Source organism: Actinoallomurus sp. NBC_01490 (assembly GCF_036227085.1).
Taxonomy (GTDB): domain Bacteria; phylum Actinomycetota; class Actinomycetes; order Streptosporangiales; family Streptosporangiaceae; genus Actinoallomurus; species Actinoallomurus oryzae.
In genome coordinates, this window is sequence record NZ_CP109433.1 from 2,200,630 (window position 1) to 2,226,738 (window position 26,109).

Annotated in this window: 26 protein-coding genes and 11 tRNA genes; 22 read left to right on the plus strand and 15 right to left on the minus strand. The window is 70.8% G+C overall.

The genetic code is table 11. The features are described 5' to 3' along the window. Positions 1–17: 17 nt before the first annotated feature. A complete protein-coding gene (locus tag OG417_RS10880) occupies positions 18–638 on the minus strand; it encodes a uridine kinase (protein ID WP_329253562.1) in 621 nt (206 codons plus the stop codon). Between the two features lie 78 nt (positions 639–716). Between OG417_RS10880 and OG417_RS10885 the strand changes: the two genes are divergently transcribed. Next, positions 717–1,103 (plus strand): VOC family protein, encoded by a 387-nt coding sequence (locus OG417_RS10885; RefSeq protein WP_329253566.1) that lies wholly within the window; start codon positions 717–719, stop codon positions 1,101–1,103. A gap of 28 nt (positions 1,104–1,131) precedes the next feature. On the opposite strand, the gene OG417_RS10890 is transcribed toward OG417_RS10885, so the two are convergent. Next, the gene (locus OG417_RS10890; RefSeq protein ID WP_329253570.1) at positions 1,132–2,277 is read right to left on the minus strand and encodes an FAD-dependent oxidoreductase; all 1,146 of its coding nucleotides are present in this window, start codon (positions 2,275–2,277) and stop codon (positions 1,132–1,134) included. Positions 2,278–2,425: 148 nt separating this feature from the next. Between OG417_RS10890 and OG417_RS10895 the strand changes: the two genes are divergently transcribed. Next, positions 2,426–3,022, plus strand: coding sequence for a TetR/AcrR family transcriptional regulator (locus OG417_RS10895; protein ID WP_329253572.1), 597 nt, complete (start codon positions 2,426–2,428; stop codon positions 3,020–3,022). On the opposite strand, the gene OG417_RS10900 is transcribed toward OG417_RS10895, so the two are convergent. After that, positions 3,019–3,399 carry a YkvA family protein gene (locus OG417_RS10900; protein ID WP_329253575.1) on the minus strand — a complete coding sequence of 127 codons (381 nt, stop codon included), beginning with the start codon at positions 3,397–3,399 and terminating at the stop codon, positions 3,019–3,021. The genes OG417_RS10895 and OG417_RS10900 overlap by 4 nt on opposite strands. 150 nt (positions 3,400–3,549) lie before the next feature. Here OG417_RS10900 and OG417_RS10905 point away from each other — a divergent pair, with 150 nt between their 5' ends. The 13 genes from OG417_RS10905 to OG417_RS10965 all read left to right on the plus strand — a co-directional run bounded on the left by OG417_RS10905 (position 3,550) and on the right by OG417_RS10965 (position 7,437). Then, positions 3,550–4,752, plus strand: a complete 1,203-nt coding sequence (locus tag OG417_RS10905; RefSeq protein ID WP_329253578.1) for a cysteine desulfurase-like protein — start codon at positions 3,550–3,552, stop codon at positions 4,750–4,752. 38 nt (positions 4,753–4,790) lie between these two features. Next, entirely contained in the window at positions 4,791–5,993 is a 1,203-nt protein-coding gene (locus tag OG417_RS10910) for a dipeptidase (protein ID WP_329253581.1), read from the plus strand. Positions 5,994–6,266: 273 nt separating this feature from the next. Further along, positions 6,267–6,338 (plus strand) — tRNA-Gly (locus OG417_RS10915). A gap of 116 nt (positions 6,339–6,454) precedes the next feature. Next, positions 6,455–6,527: transfer RNA gene (locus tag OG417_RS10920), tRNA-Arg, on the plus strand. Between the two features lie 13 nt (positions 6,528–6,540). After that, a tRNA-Gln gene (locus OG417_RS10925) sits at positions 6,541–6,612 on the plus strand. Between the two features lie 80 nt (positions 6,613–6,692). Then, positions 6,693–6,765 (plus strand) — tRNA-Leu (locus tag OG417_RS10930). Between the two features lie 11 nt (positions 6,766–6,776). Next, positions 6,777–6,850: transfer RNA gene (locus tag OG417_RS10935), tRNA-Leu, on the plus strand. A 56-nt stretch (positions 6,851–6,906) separates the two neighbouring features. Next, positions 6,907–6,991 (plus strand) — tRNA-Ser (locus OG417_RS10940). Between the two features lie 33 nt (positions 6,992–7,024). Further along, a tRNA-Met gene (locus OG417_RS10945) sits at positions 7,025–7,100 on the plus strand. Between the two features lie 4 nt (positions 7,101–7,104). Then, a tRNA-Asn gene (locus OG417_RS10950) sits at positions 7,105–7,175 on the plus strand. A 12-nt stretch (positions 7,176–7,187) separates the two neighbouring features. Continuing rightward, positions 7,188–7,260: transfer RNA gene (locus OG417_RS10955), tRNA-Arg, on the plus strand. A gap of 5 nt (positions 7,261–7,265) precedes the next feature. Then, positions 7,266–7,337: transfer RNA gene (locus OG417_RS10960), tRNA-Val, on the plus strand. Between the two features lie 26 nt (positions 7,338–7,363). Continuing rightward, positions 7,364–7,437: transfer RNA gene (locus OG417_RS10965), tRNA-His, on the plus strand. A 15-nt stretch (positions 7,438–7,452) separates the two neighbouring features. Here OG417_RS10965 and OG417_RS10970 read toward each other — a convergent pair. From OG417_RS10970 to OG417_RS10980, 3 genes are all read right to left on the minus strand, one after another. After that, the gene (locus tag OG417_RS10970; RefSeq protein ID WP_329253585.1) at positions 7,453–8,718 is read right to left on the minus strand and encodes an RNA-guided endonuclease InsQ/TnpB family protein; all 1,266 of its coding nucleotides are present in this window, start codon (positions 8,716–8,718) and stop codon (positions 7,453–7,455) included. Between the two features lie 426 nt (positions 8,719–9,144). Further along, on the minus strand, positions 9,145–9,393 hold the full coding sequence (locus OG417_RS10975; protein WP_329253588.1) for a type II toxin-antitoxin system Phd/YefM family antitoxin: 249 nt from the start codon (positions 9,391–9,393) through the stop codon (positions 9,145–9,147). Positions 9,394–9,462: 69 nt separating this feature from the next. After that, positions 9,463–10,437: a sigma-70 family RNA polymerase sigma factor gene (locus tag OG417_RS10980; RefSeq protein WP_329253591.1), complete on the minus strand. Its 975-nt coding sequence runs from the start codon at positions 10,435–10,437 to the stop codon at positions 9,463–9,465. A 181-nt stretch (positions 10,438–10,618) separates the two neighbouring features. On the opposite strand from OG417_RS10980, the gene OG417_RS10985 reads away from it, so the two are divergent. Then, positions 10,619–11,296, plus strand: a complete 678-nt coding sequence (locus OG417_RS10985; protein ID WP_329253595.1) for a VOC family protein — start codon at positions 10,619–10,621, stop codon at positions 11,294–11,296. 63 nt (positions 11,297–11,359) lie between these two features. Here the strand turns inward: OG417_RS10985 and OG417_RS10990 are convergent, their stop codons facing one another. Next, positions 11,360–12,142, minus strand: coding sequence for a helix-turn-helix transcriptional regulator (locus tag OG417_RS10990; protein WP_329253598.1), 783 nt, complete (start codon positions 12,140–12,142; stop codon positions 11,360–11,362). A gap of 57 nt (positions 12,143–12,199) precedes the next feature. Here OG417_RS10990 and OG417_RS10995 point away from each other — a divergent pair, with 57 nt between their 5' ends. Next, a complete protein-coding gene (locus OG417_RS10995) occupies positions 12,200–13,276 on the plus strand; it encodes a zinc-binding dehydrogenase (RefSeq protein ID WP_329253602.1) in 1,077 nt (358 codons plus the stop codon). Positions 13,277–13,308: 32 nt separating this feature from the next. Next, the gene (locus OG417_RS11000; RefSeq protein ID WP_329253605.1) at positions 13,309–14,595 is read left to right on the plus strand and encodes a hydroxyacid-oxoacid transhydrogenase; all 1,287 of its coding nucleotides are present in this window, start codon (positions 13,309–13,311) and stop codon (positions 14,593–14,595) included. 25 nt (positions 14,596–14,620) lie between these two features. Here OG417_RS11000 and OG417_RS11005 read toward each other — a convergent pair whose 3' ends face one another. Continuing rightward, positions 14,621–15,430, minus strand: a complete 810-nt coding sequence (locus tag OG417_RS11005; protein ID WP_329253608.1) for an SAM-dependent methyltransferase — start codon at positions 15,428–15,430, stop codon at positions 14,621–14,623. Positions 15,431–15,614: 184 nt separating this feature from the next. Between OG417_RS11005 and OG417_RS11010 the strand changes: the two genes are divergently transcribed. Further along, positions 15,615–17,258, plus strand: coding sequence for a SpoIIE family protein phosphatase (locus tag OG417_RS11010; protein ID WP_329253611.1), 1,644 nt, complete (start codon positions 15,615–15,617; stop codon positions 17,256–17,258). An 18-nt stretch (positions 17,259–17,276) separates the two neighbouring features. Here the strand turns inward: OG417_RS11010 and OG417_RS11015 are convergent, their stop codons facing one another. The 3 genes from OG417_RS11015 to OG417_RS11025 all read right to left on the minus strand — a co-directional run bounded on the left by OG417_RS11015 (position 17,277) and on the right by OG417_RS11025 (position 20,818). Beyond that, entirely contained in the window at positions 17,277–18,233 is a 957-nt protein-coding gene (locus OG417_RS11015; protein ID WP_329253613.1) for a helix-turn-helix transcriptional regulator, read from the minus strand. A gap of 70 nt (positions 18,234–18,303) precedes the next feature. Continuing rightward, positions 18,304–20,253 carry a CHASE3 domain-containing protein gene (locus tag OG417_RS11020; RefSeq protein ID WP_329253615.1) on the minus strand — a complete coding sequence of 650 codons (1,950 nt, stop codon included), beginning with the start codon at positions 20,251–20,253 and terminating at the stop codon, positions 18,304–18,306. A gap of 142 nt (positions 20,254–20,395) precedes the next feature. Further along, positions 20,396–20,818: a DoxX family protein gene (locus OG417_RS11025; protein ID WP_329253619.1), complete on the minus strand. Its 423-nt coding sequence runs from the start codon at positions 20,816–20,818 to the stop codon at positions 20,396–20,398. Between the two features lie 226 nt (positions 20,819–21,044). On the opposite strand from OG417_RS11025, the gene OG417_RS11030 reads away from it, so the two are divergent. After that, entirely contained in the window at positions 21,045–21,380 is a 336-nt protein-coding gene (locus OG417_RS11030) for a YciI family protein (RefSeq protein WP_329253622.1), read from the plus strand. Positions 21,381–21,517: 137 nt separating this feature from the next. Then, on the plus strand, positions 21,518–22,780 hold the full coding sequence (locus OG417_RS11035) for an RNA polymerase sigma factor (RefSeq protein ID WP_329253625.1): 1,263 nt from the start codon (positions 21,518–21,520) through the stop codon (positions 22,778–22,780). A 16-nt stretch (positions 22,781–22,796) separates the two neighbouring features. Here the strand turns inward: OG417_RS11035 and OG417_RS11040 are convergent, their stop codons facing one another. From OG417_RS11040 to OG417_RS11055, 4 genes are all read right to left on the minus strand, one after another. Then, complete coding sequence (locus tag OG417_RS11040; protein ID WP_329253630.1) at positions 22,797–23,372, minus strand: hypothetical protein; 576 nt, start codon at positions 23,370–23,372, stop codon at positions 22,797–22,799. 243 nt (positions 23,373–23,615) lie between these two features. Next, positions 23,616–24,452 carry an SDR family NAD(P)-dependent oxidoreductase gene (locus OG417_RS11045; RefSeq protein WP_329253633.1) on the minus strand — a complete coding sequence of 279 codons (837 nt, stop codon included), beginning with the start codon at positions 24,450–24,452 and terminating at the stop codon, positions 23,616–23,618. After that, the gene (locus OG417_RS11050; RefSeq protein WP_329262231.1) at positions 24,449–24,814 is read right to left on the minus strand and encodes a TetR-like C-terminal domain-containing protein; all 366 of its coding nucleotides are present in this window, start codon (positions 24,812–24,814) and stop codon (positions 24,449–24,451) included. The genes OG417_RS11045 and OG417_RS11050 overlap by 4 nt, the downstream gene beginning before the upstream one ends. Positions 24,815–24,900: 86 nt before the next feature. Continuing rightward, the gene (locus OG417_RS11055) at positions 24,901–25,413 is read right to left on the minus strand and encodes a PadR family transcriptional regulator (RefSeq protein ID WP_329253636.1); all 513 of its coding nucleotides are present in this window, start codon (positions 25,411–25,413) and stop codon (positions 24,901–24,903) included. A gap of 91 nt (positions 25,414–25,504) precedes the next feature. On the opposite strand from OG417_RS11055, the gene OG417_RS11060 reads away from it, so the two are divergent. Further along, positions 25,505–26,059: a hypothetical protein gene (locus tag OG417_RS11060; protein WP_329253639.1), complete on the plus strand. Its 555-nt coding sequence runs from the start codon at positions 25,505–25,507 to the stop codon at positions 26,057–26,059. Positions 26,060–26,109 lie beyond the last annotated feature (50 nt).

Here is a 26,109-nt window from a genome sequence, read left to right on the forward strand (position 1 = left end):
CGGGCGGACCTTTCGCCTCATTCGACGAGCGCGGGTCGATCGGGGTGGTCCATGCGCACGACCAGATCGGCGGTTCCGGCCGGGTCGGCCTCGCGTTCGTACCGTTCGTAGGCCGGCAGCGTCCACGCTTCGTCGGCCGCGACCTTGCGCCGCAGCGCCGCCGGAGAGAGCCACAGATGCACCGTCAGGTCGAACGGGAGCCCGCGGCCGAGCAGCAGCGCGCCGTCCACGAGCACCACCCCGCCCGGCGGCAGCGTCACGTACGCGGCCCGTACGGCACGGTCGGTCTCGCTGTCCCACAGGGCGGGCAGCACCCGGCCCGTGCCCCCGGGGTCGAGCGGGCCGAGGACCTCCCGGGCCAGCGCCCCGGTGTCGAGCCACTCGTCGTAGAACACGTCCGGATCGGTACGGCCGTGCTCGAACCGCAGCGACGCCGGGCGCAGGAAGTCACGCGCGGAGGCGCGCACGACCGCGCGGCCCAGCACCCGCAGCGGCCCGGTCAGGGCGTCGGCGAGATCCTCCGGGCGCGCGGGCGGAGCCCCGTCGACGGCGACCCGGACCCAGGGCGTCCCGGCGGACGCGACGCGGTCGGCGATCTCATCGGTCAGGAGGGCAGGAGTGATCGGCCGGATACGCACCCCGCCATCCTGCCCGCCGGCGCGGGTGTGCCTGGGTACGTACCCCAGGGAGGAGTCCTCGGAGGAGATGAGAGATCAATGTCGATCCAGTTGAACCACACCATCGTCGCGGCCCGTGACAAGGCGGCCTCCGCGGAGTTCACGGCTCGCGTGCTGGGCCTGGAGGTCGGGGCGCCGTTCGGCCCGTTCCTGCCGGTCCACACGGCCAACGGGGTCACGCTGGACTTCATGGAGGTCGAACCGGACCGGATCGTGCCGCAGCACTACGCGTTCCTGGTGTCGGATGAGGAGTTCGATGCGATCTTCGGGCGCATCCAGAACGCCGGAATCGACTACTACGCCGACCCCGCCCACCACGAGGAGGGGCAGATCAACCACCGCGACGGTGGCCGCGGCGCGTACTTCGACGACCCGAACGGCCACAACCTGGAGATCCTCACTCGCCCGTACGGCAGCGGCGGCTGATCGATCGACAGGACATCGGTCGGGGCGTTCACGGCCGGGATTCGTCGTCATCCCCGAAGTCGGGCATGTCGTCGGACAGCAGGTGCTCGGCGCCGCCTTCGAGGGCCGTGGCCGTCTCGACGGAGCGGGGCAGCATGGTCTTCTCGTAGACGCGGACGGCGTCATCGACGGTGGCCGCGTTCGCGAGGGCGAGCGCGAGTTCGCTCGCGTCGAGCATGGCGAGGTTGACGCCGACGCCGAGCGGAGGCATGAGGTGGGCGGCGTCGCCGAGGAGAGTCACCGTCGGGTCGTGCTCCCAGGTGTGCGGGACCGGGAGGGCGAAGATCGGGCGGTCGACGTAGGGGCCGTCGTTCCCGGCGATCATCTGACGCATGCGGGGCGACCAGTGGGCGTACTCGCCGAGCAGCAGGGCGCGGATGCCGTCGGTGTCGCCGGGGGTCAGGCCGTTCGTTTCGGCCCAGTCGACCGGGACCCGCCGGATGAGGTAGACGCGGATGTGGTCTCCGCTGTTGCGCTGGGCGAACAGGCCGCGCTCGCCGTCGCCGGCGGCGGCGCTGCCCTGGCCGACCAGCTCGGCGATGTCGGGATGCCGCTTCTCGACGTCGGAGAACCACGCCTCCAGGAAGCTCACTCCGGTGTACTCGGGGACGGCGGGGGACACGGCCGGGCGTACGTGGGAGAAGGCGCCGTCGGCGCCGATGACCAGATCGGTCTGGACGGTCGTGCCGTCGGCGAACCGCAACCGCCTCGGCCCGTCGGCCGGTCCGCCGACCGTGTCGAGAGCGTGGCCCCAGCGCACGGTCCCCGGGCGTAGGGAGTCGAGGAGCAGGTCGCGCAGCTGGCCGCGGTCGATCTCCGGCTTGAACAGCTCGCCGGCCTCCGGGACCTTGTGGAACGTGATCGTGCCGGCCGGATCGAGCCGGCGCATCTCCTGCCCTTCGGGGCGGGCCAGTGCGAAGAACTCGTCGAGCAGGCCGGCCTCGCGCAGGGCGATCTGGCCGTTGTCGGCGTGCAGGTCGAGGGTGCCGCCCTGGTTGCGCGCGCCGGGGCCGGGGTCGCGGTCGTAGACGGTCACCGGGATGCCGCGTTGCTGGAGGATGCGGGCGCAGGTCAGCCCGCCGGGTCCGGCGCCGATGACGCTGATCCTGGCGCGGGCGGGCGCTGGTGAGTTCATGGGGGTTCCCTTCAGGGGATCGGGTGAGCGGAGCCTTGCCGAGGAAGACGCGCCGCTCGGGGCTCCGCGTCTCTAGAAAAGCAGACCAAGTAGAAAAGTGCAACGAGTCAACTTAGCCTCCCATGCAACTTTCGGATATGCTCCGGCTATGACCTCGCCCCCTGTGGGCCGCCGCGAACGCAAGAAGGCGGCCACCCGGCAAGCGATCGCGGACGCCGCACTGCGGCTCTTCCTGGAGCGCGGCTACGACCAGGTGAGCATCCGCGACATCGCCGACGCGGCCGACGTGTCGACCACCACGGTGTTCAAGCACTTCACCGGCAAGGAAGCGCTGGTGTTCGACCAGGACGAGCACCGCGAGGCGGCACTGACCGCCGCGGTGCGGCGGCGAGCCGACGGCCAGAGCATCCTCGATGCCCTCCGGCGGCACGTCCTCGACAGCTGGCTGCCGCTCGCGGCGCATCCGCAGATGGCCGAGTTCACCGATCTGGTGGACTCCACACCGGCGCTACGCGCGTACTCCGAGCGCATGTGGACCCGGCACACCGACGCTCTCAGCGCGGCCATCGCCGACGAACTCGGCGTGCGGCACGACGACCTCGCCTGTGCGGCCCTCGCGCGGTTCGTCCTCCAGATCCCGGTCCTCGCCCGCGGCCGGCCGGACCGCCGGGCCGCCGTCGAGGCGCTCTTCGACCTCCTCGCCCACGGCTGGGAACCGGCAGGCCGCCCGGCGGTTCAGAGCTAGGCGGCCTGGCCGCCGCGGCGGCGGGTCACCTCCTGGCCGATCGCGAACAGCAGCCAGCCGAACGCCGTGGCGTCGTCGATCACGCCGACCGGCAGCAGGAAGTCGGGGACGATGTCGATCGGTGACACGATGTAGATCACCGCGATGACCATCGCGATGATCTTGCCCTTGCTCGTCCGGTAGACCCGGTCCCGGCGGCCGGCGATCCGCTGCCGGCTGCCGCGGCGCAGGCGCAGCAGGCCCGCGATGAGGATCAGGCCCCCGATGATCATTACGATGACGCCGACCGTGCCGACGCCGACACCCCCCACGTCGCCGTGGACGGCGAAGGCCAGGACCGCGCCGACGAGAAGCGCGAGAACGCCGGGAAGGATCATCCGATCTCCTCCGTACTCGGGGGTTCCACGCGGAGTATGTCCCGCCTGACCGCTTTCATTCGCGAGCGTGACCGGGCTTCCCCTCCCCGGCCGTCGCACGAGAGCCTGGAGCCACGTAGTTTCGGACCGAACGCGTGCTTTGGAGCTGACATGACCCTGGACCTGGTATCGATTCGCGCAGCGTACCCGGCACTGCGCGATGGCTACGCCTACCTGGACGGAGCGGGAGGCACGCAGGTTCCCGAGTCGGTGATCTCCGCGATCGCGGGCGCGTACGAGCGCGGCATCGGCAACGTCGGCGGCGCGTTCCCGGCCAGCGACCGCTCCGGCGCCATCGTCGAGGCCGCCCGCCAGGCCGTCGCCGACCTGGTCGGCGGAGATCCGCGCGGCGTCGTCCTCGGGCCCAACATGACCACACTGACCTACCGCTTCGCGTACGCCCTCTCGCGTACCTGGCGTGCCGGCGACGAGATCGTGCTGTCCCGCCTGGACCACGACGCCAACGTACGGCCCTGGGTGCAGGCGGCCGAGCGCGCCGGCGTCACCGTCCGCTGGGCCGAGGTCGACGTGCCCGCCGGCGAGCTGCCGGCCGAGCAGTACGACGCGCTCCTCGGCGACCGCACCCGACTGGTCGCGGTCACCGCCGCCAGCAACATCCTCGGCACCATGCCCGACCTCGCGGCGATCACCAAGCGCGCCCACGACGCCGGCGCGCTCACCTACGTCGACGGCGTGCACGCCACCCCGCACACCCCCGTCGACGTGTCCACGTTCGGCGCCGACTTCTACGCGACCAGCGCCTACAAGTGGTCCGGCCCGCACATCGGCGCCGTCGTCGCGGCGCCGTCCCTGCTGGAGACGCTCCAGCCCGACAAGCTCGCCTCCTCCAGCACCGACGTGCCCGACCGCTTCGAGACCGGCACCGCGCCGTTCGCCGACCTCGCCGGCGTGATCGCCGCCGTCGACCACCTGGCCGGCCTGGACTCCGGGGCCGCCGGCACCCGCCGGGAGCGCATCCTCGCCTCGATGGCCGCGGTCGAAGCGCACGAACAGGCCGAACTCGCCAACCTGCTCGACGGCCTGGCCGCCCTGCCCGGCGTACGGCTCGTCGGCTCTCCCCGGCGCCGTACCGCCACGGCCTACTTCACGGTCGACGGGCACACGCCCGGCGCGGTCGCCGAGCACCTCGCCTCGCGCAAGGTGAACGTCTGGAGCGGACACAACTACGCGTGGGAGCTCACCGCCGCCCTGGGCATCCGCGACCGGGGCAGTGCCGTACGCGCCGGGCTCGTGCACTACAACGACCGGTCCGACGTCGAGCGGCTGCTGGCGGCCATATCAGAATTGCGTTGACCACCCATCCCGACAGCGTCAGTGAGGACACAGAACAGATGACGTACACCGTCGATTCCGGCCACCTGGAGCGCGCCCGTGCACTGCTCGCCGGCCACCCCGTGGTGGACGGGCACAACGACCTTCCGTGGGCGCTGCGCGAGCAGTCCGGGTACGACCTCGACGCGTGCGACATCGCCGCCGACCAGACCGGCCGCCTGCACACCGACCTCGCCCGCCTGCGCGCGGGCGGGGTGGGCGCGCAGTTCTGGTCCGTGTACGTGCCCTCGGAACTGGCGGGCGAGCACGCGGTCAGCGCGACGCTGGAGCAGATCGACTGCGTCCGCGCCCTCGCCGCGCGCTACCCCGACCACCTGCGCATCGCCCTGACCGCCGACGACGTGGAGGCGGCGTGGGCGGACGGCCGGATCGCGTCGCTGATGGGCGCCGAGGGCGGCCACTCGATCGACAACTCGCTGGCCACGCTGCGCGCCCTGTACGCGCTCGGCGTCCGCTACATGACGCTGACGCACAACGACAACGTGCCCTGGGCGGACTCGGCCACCGACGAGCCGGCGGCGCACGGCCTCACCCGCTTCGGCGAGGAGGTCGTCCGCGAGATGAACCGGCTGGGCATGCTCGTCGACCTCTCCCACGTGGCCGCCGACACCATGCGGGACGCCCTGCGGGTCAGCCGGGCGCCGGTGATCTTCTCGCACTCGTCCTCGCGCGCCGTCTGCGACCACCCGCGCAACATCCCCGACGACGTGCTGGCGTCGCTGGCGGCCAACGGCGGGGTCGCGATGGCGACGTTCGTGCCGAAGTTCGTCCTGCCCGAGGCGATCGAGTGGACCCGCGCCGCCGACGAGCACCTCCGGGCCAAGGGGTTCCACCCGTTCGACACCGCCGCCGAGGCGGCCGAGGTGCGGCGGGAGTTCGAGGCCGCCAACCCGCCGCCGATCGCGACCCCGGCGACGGTCGCCGACCACCTCGACCACATGCGCGAGGTGGCCGGCATCGACCACCTGGGCATCGGCGGCGACTTCGACGGCACCCCCTTCACCCCGGATGGCCTGTCCGACGTGTCGGCGTACCCGAACCTGATCGCCGAACTCCTCGGCCGCGGCTGGTCCGAGGCGGACCTGACCAAGCTCACCTGGAGCAACGCCGTACGCGTCCTGCGCGCCGCCGAGGACACGGCCCGCGAGCTGGGCCGTACGGAGGCGCCGTCGATCGCGACGATCGAGCAATTGGACGGCTGAGGGAACCCGACTCGCGGGTTCGCCGTCTGATGGACATCGACGGCGATTAAATATGTTGCCCTCGCGGCGAGGGTTCTTATGATGGAAGCATCAGGACGGCAGGAGAGGAGGAAGTGCGAATGAATAACTCGCACTGGCGGCAGATGTCGCAGGGCACGCGATATGAGCTGCTGCATGTCCTCCTTACGGGAGCCTCGGGATAGGTCGCACCTGTCGTTGTGGGCCGCCCGGAGGACACCGTCCCGGGCGGCCCTTTTCATGAGTGACACGTCTATGGGTGAGCCAACGGATAGGCGGCCGGTTTCCAAGTCCGGCGAGAAGCGGGTTCGACTCCTGCCACCCATGCTTTTCCTCTGCTCTTGTGCTCTTGGGCGAGGAATGCTTTTTGACAACTCCACAGCGGAAGACATTTGCTCGCGGCGGCTCTTTTCCTGGTTCCGGGTTTCCGGCCGCCGCGCCCAGCCTCTGTAGCTCAGTGGACAGAGCGCCCGCTTGCGGAGCGGGAGGCCCCAGGTTCGAGTCCTGGTGGAGGCGCGTACGTGGTCATTCCCTGGTCGTCCAACCGGCAGGACACGCGATTCTGGATCGCGGAACCGAGGTTCGAATCCTTGCCAGGGAGCGAGGCCGCCGCACACGGCTTGTGACCCCGCCTTCGTACGGCGGGTGGCCCGGGTCGGCACCGGGTGGCGGCTCTTTCAAGCGCTCGTGGCCCAACTGGCAGAGGCACCGGCCCGAGGAGCCGGAGGTGCGGGTTCGAGTCCCGCCGAGCGTACGTGGTGTCTTGCCGCCATAGCCCAACAGGTAGAGGCGTCGCGCTCAGGACGCGAAGGTTCAAGGTTCGAATCCTTGTGGCGGTACGCGAGAGACGACCGGGCCGTCCCGGCGGGGGCGACGGCCCGGTCATCGACGCAGTGGAAGGTTGGCGGAGTCCGGTATCGCGCCCGTTTCGAAAACGGAGGCCAGGGTGACCTGCGGGGGTTCGAATCCCTCACCTTCCGCGATAAGAAAAGTCGCCCTCAGCGGCGGCGCACTGCGCAGTAGGGGAGTCAGGCCGTCCCCACCGGCCCCATAAGCCGGTCATCGTGGGTTCGAATCCCACCTGCGCGACCGATCCGGTGTCATCCAACGGCAGGATGCGCGGCTGTTGACCGCGTCATGCTGGTTCGAAACCAGCCACCGGAGCGATGTACCCACACCCTCGTAGCTCAGTGGACAGAGCATCCGCCTCCGGAGCGGTGGGTCGTCGGTTCGACTCCGGCCGAGGGTACGAAACGACCGGTAGCTCATCGGTAGAGCGGCGCCTTCACACGGCGCGCGTGGCAGGTTCGACTCCTGCCCGGTCGACCGCGTCCCACGGAAAGGGACGCCGTGGTGTTCATGGTGTAACGGAAGCACGCCGGGTTGTGGTCCCGGAAGTGGCGGGTTCGAATCCCCCTGTTCACCCTTTGCATGGGCCTGGTCATGGGTGAGACCAAGCGGCTTTGACGCGCTCCCCGGCCTTTAGGCTAGGGATTTCGGCCTGGGTCGTTTGACCCTTCCGGCGGCTTCCTGATTCAACACGCTGTGCCGGGACTTTCGCCCTGGTCTTACTTGCGCTCCGCGAGGCGTTTAGCCTGTCGGCCCGTCCGGCCGCCAGGATGTTGCGTGCTGCGTTAATGTCGCGATCGTGAACGGTTTCACACTCTCCGCAAGCCCACTGTCGGACGTTGAGGGGTTTGGGACCGTCCTTGACACCGCAGGCCGAGCACACCTGAGAGGTCGGTTCAAAACGACCGATCTTGCCGACATAGCGGCCGTGTTTGGTGGCCTTGTACTCCAGCATGCGCACGAACTGTGCCCACCCCGCGTCGTGTACCGACTTGGCCAGGCGGGTGCGGGCTAGGCCGTTGACTGCGAGGTCTTCCACGTAGACCGCTTGGTTGTCGCGGATCAGCTTGGTGGAGAGCTTGTGCAGCCAGTCTCGGCGCTGGTCGGCCACGCGAGCGTGCTGGCGTGCGACCATGACCCGCGCCTTGGCCCGATTGTTGCTGCCCTTGGCCTTACGATTGAGGGCTTTTTGCATCCTCTTGAGCTTCTTTTCCGCACGGCGAAGGAAACGCGGAGAGCCGACCTTGGTCCCGTCGGCCAGCACCGCAAAGCGCCCCAGCCCGAGATCCACGCCGGTCTCGGAGCCGATCGCAGGCAGGTGCTCGGGGGCGGTGTCGATGACGAAGCTGACGAAGTACCGGCCGGAGCTGTCTTTGGTGAGACTCACTGAGGACGGTGCGGCGGGTAGGGGACGGGACCATTTCACCTTCAGGTCACCGACCTTGGCCACGTACACCGCGCCGCTGTCCCGGATGGAGAAGGCGTTGGTGTTAAGGCGGATCGAGTGCCGGGTGTCCTTCTTCGACTTGTATCGGGGCGGCCCGACCTTGGGGCCCTTGCGCTTACCCTTGGCCGAATCGAAAAAGTTCTTAAACGCGGTATCCAGGTCCCGCAGAGACTGCTGCAGGATGACCGCTGACACATCGGCCAGCCACTCCCGCTCTGGGGTGCGCTTGGCATTGGTGATGTAGGTCTTGGACAGCTCCGCCGACGTGACAAACGGCAGCCCGGCGGCGTGCGCTTCCTTGCGAACGCGCAAGCAGTCGTTCCACACCACGCGCGCACACCCGAATGCCTGGGCCAGTGTACGGCGCTGGGTGGCATCAGGGTAGGCCCGGTAGTTGTAACGGAGCCGCATGACCAAAACCATAGTGCTTAATTACTTCTGCCGATGACTTTTCGTCGTAGCAGATGCATAGTCGCAGCTTGTGCAGTTACTCGTTTTAGGGCATACCGGTATAACTGGTGAGCGAGTTGTGGTCGTGGTGTAGCTGATCAGGTACCGGTTATGGCATCGCCCGCTTGGCGCTGTTGTGAGGGTTCGACTCCTGCCTTATGCGCGGTGTCTTCCGCTGTAGAGGGTCGTTCAGGCTTCGAGGGCGTCCCCACTCGGCAGATCGGCGAAGCGGGCGCCTTGACGCCGCGGCTGAGGATGGCCCGGCCGGTCTATCCCGCGTGCGCGTCGATGATCAGGTCGTGGGCGCCCCGAGAAGTTCCGGTCCGGCGTGCGTGGCGATCAGCCGAGCAGGGTGAGCCGCGGTGGTATCGGGGTATCCGTGAAGGATCAGGCGTCGGCCCACGAGTCTGTCTTCTCGGTTATCAGCAGCGCCAGTGCGTTCTTCACGTCCTGGACGAAGCGGTTGTCGGGAGGCTGGATGCCCTCCAGGGCGGCACGCAGATCAGCGCCGATACGCCGGTGGGATGGACCGATCTCGGCGACAAGGGTGGTTCCTCGGGTGATGATGACGGTGCCACCGCGCTCGATGGCGTTAAGCAGGTCAGAGAAGTTCCTCGATGCTTCGGTCGCGGTCATCGTCTTCAATGAAGTCAGAGTCTCATCATCAGACTCCCCTCCGGGCCCGTCGACTCGGCTTCGATCGCCTCAAAGGCCTGGCGGCAGGCCGAAGAGGGGGAACAGGCGGTCGACGTCGAGGAAGAAGTTGAGGTGGATCAGGCGGTCGCCGCGGAACTCCAGCACGTGCAGTGACCACGGCTCGTGGCGGCCGCCCGGGCCGCTGGGGCGGTATTGGCCGAAGGCGGGGGAGCCGTTCGCCGCCGTCGGCAGCAGCCGGGAGCCCTGGCACTCGATGCCCGGCCCGCTCCACCACTCGCGCATGCTCGCGGGGCCCCGGACCCACATGTCATAGGGCGGCATCGACTGGGTGGCGTCCTCGTGCAGCAGCGCGACGAGCGCGTCGAGGTCGTAGCGTTCGAAGGCGTCGCAGTAGCGCGCCACCAGGGAACGCTGCGTGGCGTCCAGCGGTTGCAGGTCGGAGGAGTCGCTGAGGCCGAGGTCGTCGAGCGTCGCGCGGGCCCGCTGAAGGGCGCTGTTGACCGAGGCCGATGAGGTGCCGAGCAGCTCGGCGACCTCGCTCGCCTTCCAGCGCAGGACCTCGCGCAGGATCAGCACCGCCCGCTGGCGGGGCGGCAGGTGCTGCAGCGCGGCGACGAACGCCAGGCGTACGGTCTCGCGCGCGACCGCCTCGTCGGCCGGGTCGCCCCCACCGCCCGGAAGGACGCGGGCGTCGGGCGCCGGCTCGACCCAGGTCGACTCGGCGAGCGGTGGGTTCAGCGCGGAACCGTCCCACGCGGGCCCGAGGTCGATCGGCCGCGCACGCCGCCCACGCCCCTTGAGCAGGTCGAAGCAGACGTTGGTGGCGATGTGGAACAGCCACGACCGCAGCGCCGCCCGGCCCTCGAAGCGGTCGAGCGCCCGCCACGCCCGTACGAGCGTCTCCTGGACGGCGTCCTCCGCCTCGAAGGGGGAGCCGAGCATCCGATAGCAGTAGCCGGTCAGCTGCACCCGGTGCGCCTCGAGCTCGTCGGGATGTGGCTGAGCTGCGGTGACGTCGGCCACGTGGACCACCTCCGGGGGAACGATGCGCGTAGGGCGGCCCATGCTAGGCGCTGCCACCGACACCCGGGACGGATCAAGCCCGGCCGGTACGGGAGGCCTCACGCTGACGGCTCCGGCGCAGATCGAGTCCGGCGGCCGCGCGCTTGACTCTCGGGCGGCCCGAGACTTTCAGAATGGTCTCGTGCTGAGCATCGGTAGCTTCTCCCTCGTCACCGGCCTGTCGATCACCGCGTTGCGGCACTACGACGACGTCGGGCTGCTCACTCCCGCCTACGTCGACCCCGGCAGCGGGTACCGCCGGTACCGGCCCGACCAGGTGAGCGAGGCGCGCCTGTACGCGACGTTGCGCCGCCTCCAGGTGCCGGTCGACGCGATGCGAACGGTTCGCGAGCGTGGCGTCCACGCCGTGCTCGCCGAGCACCGTGACCACCTGCTGGGCGAAGCCGACTCGCTGGCGCAGCTCATCGAGACCGTCGAGCACTACCTGGAGAAGGGGCTACCCGTGAGAACCCGCCGCATCGCCCAGGTCACGATCACGACCGGCGACCTGCCCACCGCGATCGCGTTCTACCGCGACGCCTTCGACGCCGGCTATCACGAGGAGATCAGTTCGTTCCAGTTCGGCGCCTATCCCGACGACGACTTCTTCCTCGTGACAGTGGCCGATCCGCAGCGGCACCCCTGGCCCGGCGGGCCGGCCAGGTTCGGCCTGCTCGTCGACGACATCGACGCCGCGCACGCCCGCGCCCTGGCCGCCGGTGCCATCGAGATCGAGCCGCCGGTCGACCGGCCGTGGAAACCGCGCTCATCGACGGTGAAGGACCCGGACGGCAATCACATCGACCTGTACCAGGCATAGGGCCCCAAGGCGTCCCCGCCACGGGCGCCGGGTTGAGAAGGGATGGTGAGCCGACCGCGACGCCTAGGTCAACCCGCTGTAGATGACCAGGGTCTGCTCCGGCCGCTCCGCGACGTGGAACGCGGTGTGCGCCAGGGTGATGACGCCGAGTCTCGGATGGCGTAGGCGCTTGGTGCCGGCGCGGCTGATCTGGATGTCGTAGCGGGGCCACCAGGCGCGTACCTCCGGGCTCGCCGCGTGGAGTTCGTCGACCAGGCGGGTGAAGCGGGGATGGTCCGGGTGGCGGCCGGCGGCGGCGCGCAGGCGGGCCAGGACGTTCTGCGCCTCCTGGTCCCAGTCGACCAGGACCTGCCGCGCCGCGGGTTCGGTGAAGACCCAGCGGGCCAGGTTGGGTTCCGGCATCGCGGACATGCCGGTGAACAGCTCCGCGGCGGCCGCGTTGTGGCACAGCACGTCGTAGCGCACGCCCGTAACGTAGGCGGGGTTGGGCTCGACCAGCGCCGGGACGCCGGCGACGCCCGGGGCCAGTGGCTCGGGGGCGTCGGCCTGCTCGTCGCGGGTGTCGCCGGCGAGGTGGAACAGGTGGTCGCGTTCGTGCTCGCTGAGCCGCAGCGCCGTGGCGAGCGCCTCGAGCACCTGGCCGGACGGGCGTACGTCGCGGCCCTGTTCCAGGTAGGTGTACCAGGTGGCGCTGATGCCCGCGATCAGCGCGATCTCCTCGCGCCGCAGCCCCGGGGTGCGCCGCCGTCCCGTCGTCGGCAGGCCGGCTTCGGCGGGGGAGATGCGCTCACGGCGGCTGCGCAGGAACGCGCCCAGCTCGCGTCGGCGTAGCACCGAGGTAGTCACAGTTCCAGAATAAACCGGCTCTGGATACCAGGCTGAGACGCTCGCAGACTGGCCGGTATGCGTGCATGGAAACTGGAAGAAGCAGGACAACCGATACGACTGGCGGAGGTGCCGGAGCCGGCGCCGCGCGGCGGCGGGGTGATCGTCAGCGTGCTCGCCGCGTACCTGCCCGCCTATACCGAGGCCCTCACTCAGGGGGCGCGGGGCACCATCCCGACGCCGCTGGTCCTCGGCGCGGGCGGCATCGGACGGGTCGAGTCCGTGGCCGACGACGTCTTCAACGTCGCGCCGGGCGACATCGTAGTGATCAACCCGCTGCTGAGCTCCGGCGAGACGGACGGGCCGCAGGAGATACTCGTCGGCTGGACGGGCGTGGGTGGACGGGGCAAGGCGACCGCGACGACCACCGCGATGCAGGCGGTGTGGCGCGACGGGCTGTGGGCCGAGCGCGCCCTGTGCCCCAAGGAGACCGTCGTACGGCTGGCCGGCGCCGAGGAGTACGCGCGGCCGGACCGGCTGGCCTTCCTGGGGTGGCTCGCCATCGCGGCCGAGGGGCTGAACAGCGCCGGTCAGCGGCCCGGCCAGACCGTGGCGGTCATCGGCGGCACCGGCCAGCTCGGCGCGGCGACGCTGCTGATGTCGCTGGCCCGCGGAGCCGCCCGGGTCGTGGCGGTCGGCCGCAACACCGCCGTCCTGGACCGGCTCGCCGGGTTGGACCCGCGCGTGCGGACCGTGGCATTCACCGGGGACCGGGCCCGCGACGCCGCCGCGATCGGCGAGGTGGACGTGGTGATCGACGCCCTCGGCGCCGTGCCCGGCCCGGACCCGACGCTGACCGGCTTCGACGCCCTGCGTCCGGGCGGGACGATGGCGCTGATCGGCGGGGTGAGGCAGGACCTGCCGCTGCCGTACGGCGACATCATGCGCCGTCGCCTCACGGTGCGCGGCTCGTGGATGTGCCCGCCGGAGACGGTCCTCGACGTGTGGCGCATGGTCGCCGCCGGAACGCTGGACCTCGACGTTCTGGAGCCGCACCCGGTCGGCCTGGACGATCCGGCCGGCGCGGTCAAGCTGGCCGCCGGGGCGTCCGGGCCGGAGTTCGCCGTGCTCGTCCCGGGTGCCGCCATGCGTTGACATGGAACGATGGCAATCGGAAGATCCGAAATATGCCTCTTTTGCCTGGTAATCCCGAGTCGGTGTTCACCTACGGCGCGCCGCAGCTGAAGTTCGGCGCCGGTTCCTCCGCGGAGATCGGCTACGACCTCACCCAGTACGGAGCGCGGCGCGCCCTGGTGGTCACCGACCCCGGCGTGGCGGCCACGGGCGGCCCGCAGCGGATCGCCGGGCAGCTGAAGGAGTACGGGATCGAGGCGGAGGTGTTCGACCGGGTCCACGTCGAGCCGACCGACGCCTCGATGAAGGAGGCCGTCGCGTACGCCCGCGAGACCGGCCCGTGGGACGCCATCGTCGCGGTCGGCGGCGGGTCGAGCATCGACACGGCGAAGGCGATCAACCTGCTGACCACCAACGACGGTGAGCTGGCCGACTACCTCAACCCGCCGATCGGGGCGGGGCGGGCCCCGGCGCGTCCGCTGAACCCGCTGGTGGCCGTGCCGACCACGACCGGCACCGGCGCGGAGAGCACGACCGTCTGCGTGCTCGACGTCCTGGACCTGCGGGTCAAGACCGGCATCAGCCATCCGCGCCTGCGGCCTGCGCTCGCCGTGGTCGACCCCGAGCTCATCCGCACCCAGCCGGCCGGGGTCACCGCCTCGGCCGGCATGGACATCGTCTGTCACGCGCTGGAGAGCTACACGGCCCGCGCGTACACCTCCTACGAGCGCAAGCGGCCCGAACAGCGCGTGCCGTACTGCGGCGCCAACCCCGTCTCCGACATGTGGTCCGAGCACGCCCTGGCGCTGATCGCCCGCTCCTTCCGCACCGCCGTGCGCGACGGCGACGACCTGACGGCCCGTACGGAGATGGCCCTCGCCGCGACCTTCGCCGGACTCGGCTTCGGCAACGCCGGCGTGCACATCCCGCACGCGAACGCGTACCCGATCGCCGGGCAGGTCAAGGACTTCCACCCCGACGGCTACCCGGAAGAGGAGCCGATGGTGCCGCACGGCATGGCCGTGGCGCTGACGGCGCCGGAGGCGTTCCGGTTCACCTTCGAGGCCGGCCCGGACCGGCATGTACGCGCGGCCGAACTGCTCGACCCGGAGCTCGACCGGAGTGCCGACCCGTCGGAGTACCTGCCGGCGGCGCTGCTGCGCCTGATGCGCGACATCGGCCTGCCGAACGGGATCGGGGCGACCGGCTACACCGAGTCCGACGTGCCGGACCTGGTCGTGGGCACGATGAAGCAGCAGCGACTGCTGGCCACGGCGCCACGCGAGGTGACCGAGGAGGACGTCGCGGGCATCCTCACCCGCTCCCTCGCGCTCTGGTGACCCGTCGCCCGGCGAGCCGCCGTGGTCAGGTCTTGAGACCGACCGCGCCGTACCCCCACGCCTGCTCCGGCCGTTCGAACTTCAGGTCCCCCTCCTCCGGGCGCCACTGCGGGAGGTAGACCAGGCCCGGATCGAGGATCTCAAAGCCGTCGAAGAACGCCTTGACACCCGCGTGGTCGCGCGCGCGGCCCGGCGCCGAGGTGCGGGAGTACAGCTTCTCGATGGCCTCGCCGACCTGCGGGTCGTGGCCGTCGAGCGTCGCGTGGGAGATGACCAGGTAGCTGCCGGGCGCCAGGGCGTCCGCCAACCGCTTCACCAGGTCGCCGGGGCGCTCCTCCTCCGTGATGAAGTGCAGCACCGCGACGAGCAGGAGCGCCACCGGCCGGTCGAAGTCGATGAGCCGCTCGACCTCGGGGTGGGAGAGGATCACGTCGGGCTCGCGCAGGTCCGCCTGGATGATCGTGGCCCCCTCGTTGCCGGCCAGGATCGACTTGCTGTGCGCGATGGCGACCGGGTCCGTGTCGACGTACACCACGTGGGCGTCCGGGGCCGCCGACTGCGCGATCTCGTGCACGTTTCCCGAGGTCGGTACGCCGGAGCCGATGTCGAGGAACTGTCGAATTCCCGACTTGACGAGAAACCTGACCGCACGACCGAGAAACTGCCGATTCGCGCGTGCGGCCTCACGTGATGACGGATTGATCGCGGTCAGTGCGCTCGCGGCGTCCCGATCGACGGCGAAATTGTGCGAGCCACCGAGCAGGGCGTCATAGATCCGTGCCACGTTGGCCCGCTCGACATCGACTTCGGGAGGCGCCCAGCTCTCGTGTTCCACGTGCCTGCCATTCGTGTACCGGGGTCAGGGATGCGGCCGGAACGCTGACAGAACGCCCGGCCCCGAGTCAGCCTAGAGCGTGGCGCGGCATCGGTCGATGGAAGCGCGACTTATGCCAACATAGTCGGCAAATGTCGGACCGGACGATATTCGCCGCTGACGCGCGCGTATCGAGGAGGATCGAGTGACCATCCCCGGGCTGAGCGCGCTCGTCACCTTAGGGGTGGCCGCGACCGGTCACGTACTGCGCTGGGGACCGGCCGCGGCCGAGCTGTTCGGCCGGACGGACGCCGAGGTGCGCGGGCGTGACCTGTGCGACGCGGTGTTCGCCGGCGAGCACCGTGAGGCGTTCGGCGCGGCCGTCGCGCGCGCCGCCGCCGGAACGCCCTCGGTGACCTTGCTGCCCGTACGGCTGCCCGGCGGGGCCGTCGTCCCGGTGGAGTTCCGCTGCGAGCCGGTGACCGAGGCCACCGGCGAGGTCACCGTGGGGATCAGCGCGCTGCCGCACCGCGACTCCCCACCGGGGGAAGACCCCCTGCCCGAGGAACCGGACCAGGCGGTGTTCGGCATCGGCGCGACACTGGACCTGCGGCAGACCGCCCGCGAACTCGCCGACGCCCTCGTCTCCCGCCTCTGCTACGGGGCCGGCGTCTACCTCCTCGAACGCCTCCTGGTCGACGACCACCTCCCTTCGCATGAGGACGGCGGGTCCCGCGTCGTCGTACGCCGGATGGCGCTGAGTGTCGCCGACGGCACGCAGCCCGAGTGGTCCTCGGCGTTCCCCGCCGACGAGGTGATCGCCTTTCCGGCCGACACGCCGGTCGCCCGCAGCATGACCACCGGTCGCCCGGTCGTCTTCACCGCGCTCGACAGCACGACGTTCGGCCGGTTCGTCCACCGGCTGTCGATCCGGCCGCGCATCAACGACGCGCTGAACTACGACGGCTTCCTGACCGTCCCGCTCATCGCGCGCGGCAACGTCCTCGGCTTCGCCATCCTCGCCCGCCGGTCCGGCGACCGGCCGTTCGGCGTCGCGGAGGGCGGGCTCGCCCGGCGGATCGCCGACCACGCCGCCGTCTGCATGGACAACGGCCGCCTGTACGACCGCGAACGCCGCACGTCGAAGACGCTCCAGCGCAGCCTGCTGCCGGTGGCGCTCAAGACGCCGCCGGGGATGCGGATCGCCCACCGCTACCTGCCCGCCGGCCAGACCAGCCGGATCGGCGGCGACTGGTACGACGCGATCCCGCTGCCCGGGGGAAACGTCGGGCTCGTGGTCGGCGACGCCATGGGCCACGGCACCGCCGCCGCGCTCGTCATGGGCCAGCTCCGTACGGCCGTGCGCATCCTCGCCCGGCTCGGCCTGCCCCCGGCCGAGCTGCTGGGCCACCTGGACGAGATCGCCCAGGAGCTGACGACGGCACAGTTCGCGACCTGCGTGTACGCCCTCTGCGACCCGGGCCGCCGCCTCCTCACGATCGCCCGCGCGGGCCACGTCCCGCCGTTGATCGCGGCCGCCGACGGTTCGTCGGAGATCATCGACCTGCCGCCGGGTCTGCCGCTGGGCGTGGGTGAGGCCAGCTACGAGGCGCTCGAACTCCACGTGCCGGAGGACGGCACGCTGATCCTGTGCACGGACGGCCTGATCGAGAGCCGCACGCGCGACATGGACGCGGGGCTGGAGGAGCTCCGCTCCCTCCTGCCCGGCGCGTCCCCCGACATCGAGGGCACCTGCGACGCCATCGTCAAGCACCTGCACGCGGGCGAGAGCTCCGACGACGCCACCCTCCTCCTCGCCCGCCTGGAACCCGCCGAGCCACCCCGCTGATCCGCGCGGCCGCCGGACTCAAGCGCCGGTGGCGCGGGTGAAGCGGGCGCCCCATTCGCGGATGAGGTCGGCGAGTTCCGGGGAGTCGACCAGCTCGAACTCCGCACCGACCGTGCCCAGGGCCAGGGCCGGCCAGGACAGGGACTCGGCGGTCATCCGCAAGCGGCAGCGGTCGTCGCCGTCCTCCTCGACCGTCGCCCACGGGCTCACCTGGGCGCGGACCTGTTCCGCCGGCGCGTGCACGATCGCCTCGACCGTGTACGGCGTGGGGATGGCGTCGATGCCGGCGCGGACGAACGCCACCGGGTCCCCGCCCGGCAACTCGCGCGGACGGAAGCGTTCGCTCGTGCTCTCCGGGTCGTCGAGCCGGTCGAGCCGGAAGTTGCGCCAGTCCTGCCGGGTCAGGTCGTACGCCACCAGGTACCAGCGGCGGCCGAGCGAGACCAGCCGGTGCGGTTCGACGAAGCGTGCGGTCCGCTCGGCGCGGTGCGCCTGGTAGGAGAACCGCAGGCGCACCTCGTCGCGGCACGCCTGGGCCACCGTGGTCAGCACGCCCGAGTCGACGGTCGGGCCGGTGGTCCACACCGCGGGCACCGTGGCGGTCCGCAGCGCGTCCACGCGCCGGCGCAGCCGGGGCGGCATGACCTGGACGACCTTGGTGAGCGCGCGGATGGAGGACTCCTCGATGCCGGCGACCGCACCCTGGGCGGCGGCGCGCAGGCCGATGGCGAGCGCGACCGCCTCCTCGTCGTCGACCACGAGCGGGGGCAGCGCGGCGCCCGGAGCGAGCTGGTAACCGCCGTCGACGCCCCGCTGAGCCTCCACCGGGTAGCCGAGTTCGCGCAGCCGGTCGACGTCGCGGCGCAGGGTGCGTACCGAGACCCCGAGGCGTTCGGCGAGTTCGGCGCCCGGCCAGTACCGATGGGTCTGCAACAGGGAGAGCAGCCGCAGCGTCCGTGAGCTCGTGTTCGCCATGGCCTCATCATGCACGCGCCAGCGGTCAGGAACCGGCCGCTATTCGGTCCCTGCGCGGCGGTCGCCCGGGTCAGGACGCGATCGGTATCTCGACGTTGAGGGCCGTGCCGGCGCCGGCCGGGCTGATCACCTCGATCGTTCCGCCGAGCGACTCGATGCGCTCCTTCAGCCCGGTCAGGCCGGAACCCCGTGCGGGGTCGGCCCCGCCGATGCCGTTGTCGTCGATCCGCAGCCGCAGCGTCCCGTGCTCCAGCGTCAGGAGGATGTGGACGACGGACGCGTGGGAGTACTTCGCCACGTTCGTGAGCGCCTCGGACACCGTGTAGTAGATCGCGACCTGGATGTGGTCGGGCAGCGGCCGGTCGACGCGCATGTCCAGCCGCGCCGGCACCTCCGACCTTTCGGCCAGCGACTCCAGGGCGCGCCGCAGGCCGCTGCGGGACAGCGCCGTCGGAAGCAGGCCGTGGGAGATCTCCTTCAGGTCGTCCAGCACGCTGTTCACGCCCTTGACCGTCCTGGCCAGCTGGGTTCTCAGCTGGTCCTGTTCCGGCGTGACGATGGCCTGGGTGCCCCGCAGCTCCTCGCCGAGGGCGGTCAGGCGCCGTTGCGGCCCGGTGTTCAGGCTGTGTTCGATGAGGCGCCGGGCCTCGTCGGCGGCGGCGACGATCCGCGCCGAGGAGGCCAGCAGCTCGTTCCGGTTCTCGGCGTTGGCGATCGCGGTCGCGAGAAGCTCGACGAACTTCATGAGGCGGTCCTCGGTGTTGTCCGGCGGCGGCCGGTCGTCGGCCGAGAACACCGCGATCATGCCCCACAGGTGCCCGCCGACAGTGATCGGGCAGCCCACGACGTACCGGATCCCGTGGAGTCGCGCCCAGACGCCGATCGTGCTCGTGGCCTCGTCGGTGTTCATCCGCGCCGGCATGCCCGTCCGGATGATCAGGGTGGTGACGCTTTCCTCCTCGATCGGCCAGTGGCCGCTCGCCGGGGGCAGGATGTCCGGCGCGCCGGGGGCGGTCCAGTGGCCGACCGTGGTGAGGGCGGGGGCGGGGTCGAAGCGATTGAGCACCGCGTACTGCGTCCCCTGGGCGCGGCCCAACTCGCTGGCGACCGCGGTGAAGATCTCCGCCGGTGACACGCCACGGGCGATGAGCGTCGCGATCCGCCGGAGCGCGCCCTGTTCCTCCACGACCCTCCGGAGCTGTCGCCGGTCCGCCTCCAGCGATACCGCCATCACGTTGAACGTCCGTTCGAGCACCCCGACGTCGCCCCCCGACACCTCGGGGATCCGTACCGACAGGTCGCCGCCGGCCAGGTCGCTGGCGATGGCCGCGGTGCGCCGCACCGGGCGCAGGATGGCGCGCGTCAGGTACCCGGAGAAGAGCAAAAGGAGCAGGAGCGCGCCGCACGCGCCGCCCGCCGCGATGGCCGTGGCCCGGGTGGTGTCGGCGTTGGAGCGGTTCTCATGCGCCTCGACCAGCGCTCTCTGCGCGGCCATGAAGCGGTCGAACTCGTCGCGCAGCGGCTGGAGGCGTTGCTCGCCCTCGGCGATCGTGGCCAGCGCCCGCGCCGAGGCGGGCTGCCGCCGGATCGCCGCCAGCAGCGGAGTCGAGTAGTCGCGCACGTACGCCTCGGTGGCGCTCACGATCCGGCGTGCCTGTTCGGCCTGGGCCGGATCGCCCCCCGCGGTGAGCCGCTCCAGCCTCCGGCCCTCTCCGATGGCCTCCTCCTGGGCACCGGTCACCGGTGCCAGCAGCCGCCGGTCACCGGTGATGATGAACCCGCGAACGTCGGTCTCCAGGTCGGTCACCAGCCGTTCCAGCCGGTTCGCCGACGACAGGACGGCCTTGGACCGGGTCGCGACGGCGGCGGAGTCGCGCAGATCGATGATCACCGAGAACAGCAGCGCGTACGCGCCGATCGCGAGCAGCATGACGATGCCGCCCGCGACGACGATACGGCGGGTCAGTCCTCCCCGCGGACCGGACGCCGACCGGACGCGGCGTAGCGCCCGTGCGCCCACTGGTCATCCCCCCGAACAGCCCGTGACGCGCCTCTGCCTGACACTTTACGGGGAAGAACGATCGGTGACGACCGTCGCCGCCTCCCTGGTCAGCGGGGTGACCAGGCGTTTCTTCGGTATCAGGGCGTCGTGGCCGGGGCGGTCAGCGCCGGAGACGGTTCACGAGCGCCCGGAAGCCGTCCCGCCGGTACCACGCGATGATCGCGAACAGGACGCCGTACGACGCCGGCAGCAGCGCCCACGCCGGAGCGAGCACGAGCAGCTGGGTGAGCACCGCGCCGATCATGAGGCCGATGAGGCCGATCGCGGCGGGCGTGGCGAGGCGTGGGATCAGCAGGCCGATCGCGCCGGCGGCCTCGCAGACGCCGGTGAGGTAGCGGAGCCACTGGCCCCAGCCGATCTGCTGGAAGGTCTCCACCGCGTCCCGCTGGCCGGCGAACTTGGGCGCGGCGGAGGCGATCAGCAGGAACGCCGCCAGCAGGATCTGGACCGCCCACAGGGCGATGTTCACGGCCGTACGCCGGTCCGCCGACGTGGTGGGCGTCGCGAGGGTCTGGGTGCTCATGTCTGTCGTCCTCTCGTTGAAACAGCGTGAGACCGTGTCTCGATCCGGCCTCGTGCTCACGCGTCGAACGAGGAACGGCCGGATCGACACCCGCGCCGGAATTTTTTCCGGCGAATTCTTCGGGCGGGGTGTCGATCCGGCCGTGTCCCGTTCGACGCGTACGCGAAGGCCGGGATCGGACCCGGCCCGAGACCGCTTCGAACAAGCGCACAGAAGGAGACACGCGATGCGATTCCTGCTGATGACCACGGACGACGGGTCCTCCGCCGGCAACCCTCCGGACGAGAAGCTGATGAGGGAGATGGGGCAGTTCATCGAGGAGATGACCAAGGCGGGCGTGCTGCTCGCGACCGGGGGGCTCGACCCGAACGGCATCCACATCAAGAGTTCCGGCGGCGAGGTCACGGTCACCGACGGGCCCTTCGCGGAGGCCAAGGAGGCCGTCGTCGGGTTCGCCCTGATCGACGTCAGGTCCCGGGAGGAGGCGATCGAGCTCTCCAAGCGGTTCTGGTCGATCGTCGGCGACGGTCAGGGCGAGATCCGTCAGGTCTTCGGCCCCTGAGCCGGCCGTACCCCTGACCGGCGGCGGATTCGGTTTCCGGCGCCGGGCCCAGGGCCGCGCCCGTCCCCGGAACCGCGTTCCGGGGCGGGCCGGTCCCCGCTTGCGCCCCGTGCGGAGACGATGCTCTGATCGGTCGCGTGACCGCTTCGGATGTCCATCGCGCGATCGACGCGGTGTGGAGACTCGAGTCGGCGCGGATCATCGCCGGCCTGATGCGGATCGTCCGCGACGTCGGCATCGCCGAAGAACTCGCGCAGGACGCCCTTGTCATCGCCCTGGAGAAGTGGCCGGAGACGGGGGTCCCCGCCAACCCGGGCGCCTGGCTCATGGCGACCGCCAAGCACCGGGCGATCGACCGCGTCCGCCGTGACGTCCGCCTGGAGAGCAAGCAGGAGCAACTCGGTCATGAGCTGCGGACCGAGCAGGTCTCCGCCGAGGACGAGGTCGACGCCGCGCTCGACGACGAGGTCGGCGACGACCTGCTGCGCCTGATGTTCATCTCCTGCCATCCGGTGCTGTCCACCGAGGCGCGCGTCGCGCTCACGCTCCGCCTGCTCGGCGGGCTGACGACCGACGAGATCGCACGGGCGTTCCTCGTGCCGGAGCCGACCGTCGCCCAGCGGATCGTCCGTGCGAAGCGGACCCTGGCCAGGAAACAGATCCCCTTCGAGGTCCCGCCGGCGGACGAGCGCGCCGCCCGGCTGTCCTCGGTGCTGGAGGTGCTGTACCTGGTCTTCAACGAGGGATACTCGGCCACCGCCGGTGACGACTGGATGCGCCCGGCGCTGTGCCAGGAGGCGCTGCGCCTGGGCCGGATCCTGGCCGAGCTGGCGCCGGACGAGCCCGAGGTGCACGGCCTCGTCGCGCTCATGGAGATCCAGTCCTCACGCGCGAAGGCGCGTACCGGCCCCGGCGGCGAGCCCATTCCGCTCCTGGAGCAGAACCGCGGACGCTGGGACCAGCTGCTGATCCGCCGTGGTTTCGCCGCGCTGCTCCGCGCCGAGAAGATCGGCGCACCGCTCGGCCCGTACGTCGTGCAGGGAGCGATCGCCGCCTGCCACGCGCAGGCCGGGAGTGCGGAGGAGACCGACTGGGAGCGGATCGCGACGCTGTACGGGGCGCTCGCCCACCTGACCCCCTCACCCGTCGTCGAGCTGAACCGCGCGGTCGCCCTCGGCATGGCGTTCGGCCCGGCCCGGGGGCTGGAGCACGCCGACCGGCTCCTCGGGGAGCCGGCGCTCGCCCAATATCACCTGCTGCCGAGCGTGCGCGCCGACCTGCTGGCCCGTCTCGGCCGCGCCGACGAGGCGCGTTCGGAGTACGAGCGCGCGGCCTCGCTCACGCGGAACGCGCGGGAACGGACCCTCCTGCTCGAACGCGCCGCCGCGTGCGCCCCGTGACGGAGCGCGGACAGGGTCAGGTGGTCTGGGCGACCGTCTCGGGCACGAAAAGGCGGGTGGTGCGGACGAGCAGGGCTCCGAAGGCGATCTGGAACGCCACCTGCCCCTGGAGCAGGAAACCGTGCTTGGGCAGCACGTAGACCGCGCAGAACACACCGCTGAGGAACTGCGCCAGCAACAGCCCGGCGGTCCAGCCGTCACCGCCGCTCCAGCCGAGCATCCGCAGGCCGAGCACCAGTTGCAGCACGAACAGGAAGGTGCCGGCCAGGGTGTGCACCCAGTCGAACACCAGGTTCGCGCTGTACGGGGTGAGGACGACGAGGACGGACATGGCGGCGAGGCAGTTCGCCATGCGGCGCACGTAGACCGGTGCGGGCGCGAACGGCGCCGCCGTGCGCAGCGCCGTCCAGATGAAGTAGCCAGGGCCCAGGATCGCGATCGCGTACGGCACGACGGTCTGCCGGAAGATGCCGTAGTAGCTGATCCCGTCGTTGGCGCCGAGCCCGTCGGGCTTGAGGGCCACGCACATGAACAGGCCGACATAGAGGACGGCCTGACCCAGTATGAGGTTTCCGACCACCTTGCGTGTCATGATCCCCGATCTCCCGGAACTGCGCGCGGCGGATTCCAGCCGAATCAGGGTGGACCGCTGCAAACTGATCGCAGCACCGAGGGTAACCCCGGCCGGTGAGTGCGGCGCGCCCGGCCGACCGGTTTCGGCCCAGGTCAGGGGTTGCTGCGGCCTTTCCCGGGCGATCGCCTGATGTGTCGGTGGCGAAGTGAAGACGGCGGCCCCGTGTGCCGTTCGCGCCTGATCCCGGTTCTCCCCGATGCGCTAGTCGGTGACGTCCTTGGCGCCGGTGAGCTCCAGGCTGCGCCGCCACAGCAGGGCGCGGGCGGCGGGGTCGTACGCCTGGGCGTCGGCCCGAGCCTCCCGGGTGCGGTCGAAGAACCGGCCGGTGGTCGTGGCCAGGCTCTCGTCGCTGACGAGCCGGTCCGTCGCCGCCAGGCCCGTCGCCAGGCTGTCGGCGCTGTGGCCGATCTCCTCGAGCACCATCTTGGTCGGCATGTACGTCGCCGGGTGCAGGCTGTTGACCGTGACCTCATCGGCCGGCAGGCGTCCGGCCAGCTCGAAGCCGGACATGATCTGCGCGAGCTTGCTCTGCCCGTACGCCCGGCCGCCGCTGTAGCCGTGCTCGATCATCAGGTCGTCGAAGTCGATCGGGTACTGGCCGAGGGAGGCGATGTTCACGATCCGGGCCGGCGCCGATCGCCGCAGCAGAGGGAGAAGCTCCAGGGTGAGCAGGAAGCCGGCGAGGTAGTTCACGGCGAAGCGCAGCTCGTACCCGTCGCGGCTGGTGCCCCGCTCCCGTCCCGCCGGCAGGCCCGAACCGATGCCCGCGTTGCTGACCAGCACGTCGAGTCGCCCGGTCGCCTCGCGGACCTCGTCGGCGAGCCGCCGTACCTGGTCGAGTTCGGCGAGGTCGGCGCGCAGCGTGCGCGGGCGGCGTACGCGGTGGGTGTCGCGGATCTCGTCGGCCACGACGTCGAGCCGGCCCTGGTCACGGCCGTGCAGCAGCACGGCCGCGCCGCGCGAGGCCAGGTGGCCGGCGAGCGCCCGGCCGAGCCCGTCCGTCGCGCCGGTGATGAGGATGGTCCGCTCGTCGGTCAACTCTGCCTCCTGGTGGTGAGTACGGTGACCAGCTCGTCGATGAGTGCCTGGTCGACGGGCCGGTGGGCGGCGAGGACGCGGTACCACAACGTGCCGAACACGATGTCGATCACGGTCTGGGACGTCAGGCCGGACGGCAGTTCCCCGCGGGCGACGGCGCGCTCGACGATCGTGCCGAGGGCGGCGCGCCGCTGCGCCAGGAACGTCTCGCGGAACCGCTCGCCGAAGGCCGCGTTGATCTGCGCCTCGGCCATGAGCGCCCGCAGCAGCTCGACCACCTGCGGCCGGCTGCCGAGGGCGAACGTCGCGGCCAGGAAGGCGCGCAGGTCGGCCTCGTACGTTCCCCCGTCCGGGATCGGGATGTGTGATTCGAGACGAGACGTAACGGTTCGAAATAAGGGACCTCATCGATGACCCAGGGCCGCTCGGCCTCCCCGGCTCGCGGCCGTTACTTGACCTGGTCGGCGGCCCATTCGGCCCACTCGTGACGCATCGCGTTGAAGCGCAGGCCGTACTCCAGGGCGATCCGGCCGTACAGCGACAGGTCGCTCTCGTCCCACTCGATGCCGCGCTCCAGTTCCCGCAAGGCGTTCTCCTCTTCGGCGAAGCGCGTGGCCAGCCCGGCGAGGTAGGCCTCCGACTGTTCGCGGCTCAGCACCCCCAGGAAGAACACCCGCAGCAGCACCTCGCTGCGGACGTTGGGCTGTGGCTCGGTCTCGGTCAGCCACCGGCGCAGCTCGGTGAGGCCCTCCTCGGTGAGCGCGTACTGCTTGCGCCCGCGCGGGCCCTCGGCCACGACCTTGATCAGCCCGCCGTCGGCCAGCTTGTTCAGCTCGGCGTAAATCTGGCTCTGCGTGGCCGGCCAGACGTTGGCCAGCGAGGAGTCGAATAGTTTCAGCAGGTCATAGCCGCTTGCCGTGCGGTCGGCGAGGAGTCCGAGCAGGGCGTGTCGTAGGCTCATGCGACCAGATTACCTTCCAATGTTGACATGTCGCCACCAGAGCTTCTAACGTCGACATGTCGAAACAGGAACGTCGCCCCAGGAGCCCACGATGACGTACGTCCGCACCTTCCTCCCCTGGATCGTCTACGCCGTGATCCCCTCCGGCAGCTGGAAGTGGGGAGCGCTCGCCGCCCTCGTCGTCGCGCTCGTCCTCGTCGCCACGCAGGTGCGGGCGGGCCGGGGCGCCGATGCGATGATCATTGAGATCGGTTCCTCGGCCTTCTTCGCCGTGCTCACGGTCATCGCCTTCGCCGATCCGCACTCGGGCCTGCACCCCTACTCCGCCGCGCTCGCCAACGGGACGCTCGCGCTCATCTCGCTGGTCTCCCTCGCCGTCCGGCGGCCGTTCACCCTCGGCATCGCCAAGCAGACGACCCCGCGTGAGTACTGGGACCTGCCCGCCTTCGTCCGGGTCAACACGATCATCACGTCGGTGTGGGCCGCCTCGTTCGTCGTGGCCGCGGTGGTGCTGACCGTGGTCGCCGCCGTCGCCCACGGGAACGTCGCCGCGACCGTCGCCGTCCAGATCGCCGCCCTGGTCATCCCGATCGTCTTCACCCAGCGCTACGTCTCCCACGTCCAGGCCAGGGCCCAGCGCGCCTGACCGCCCGCGCCCCTGACCGGCCAGCGGACGCCCCGAAGAAGCAAGGAGAA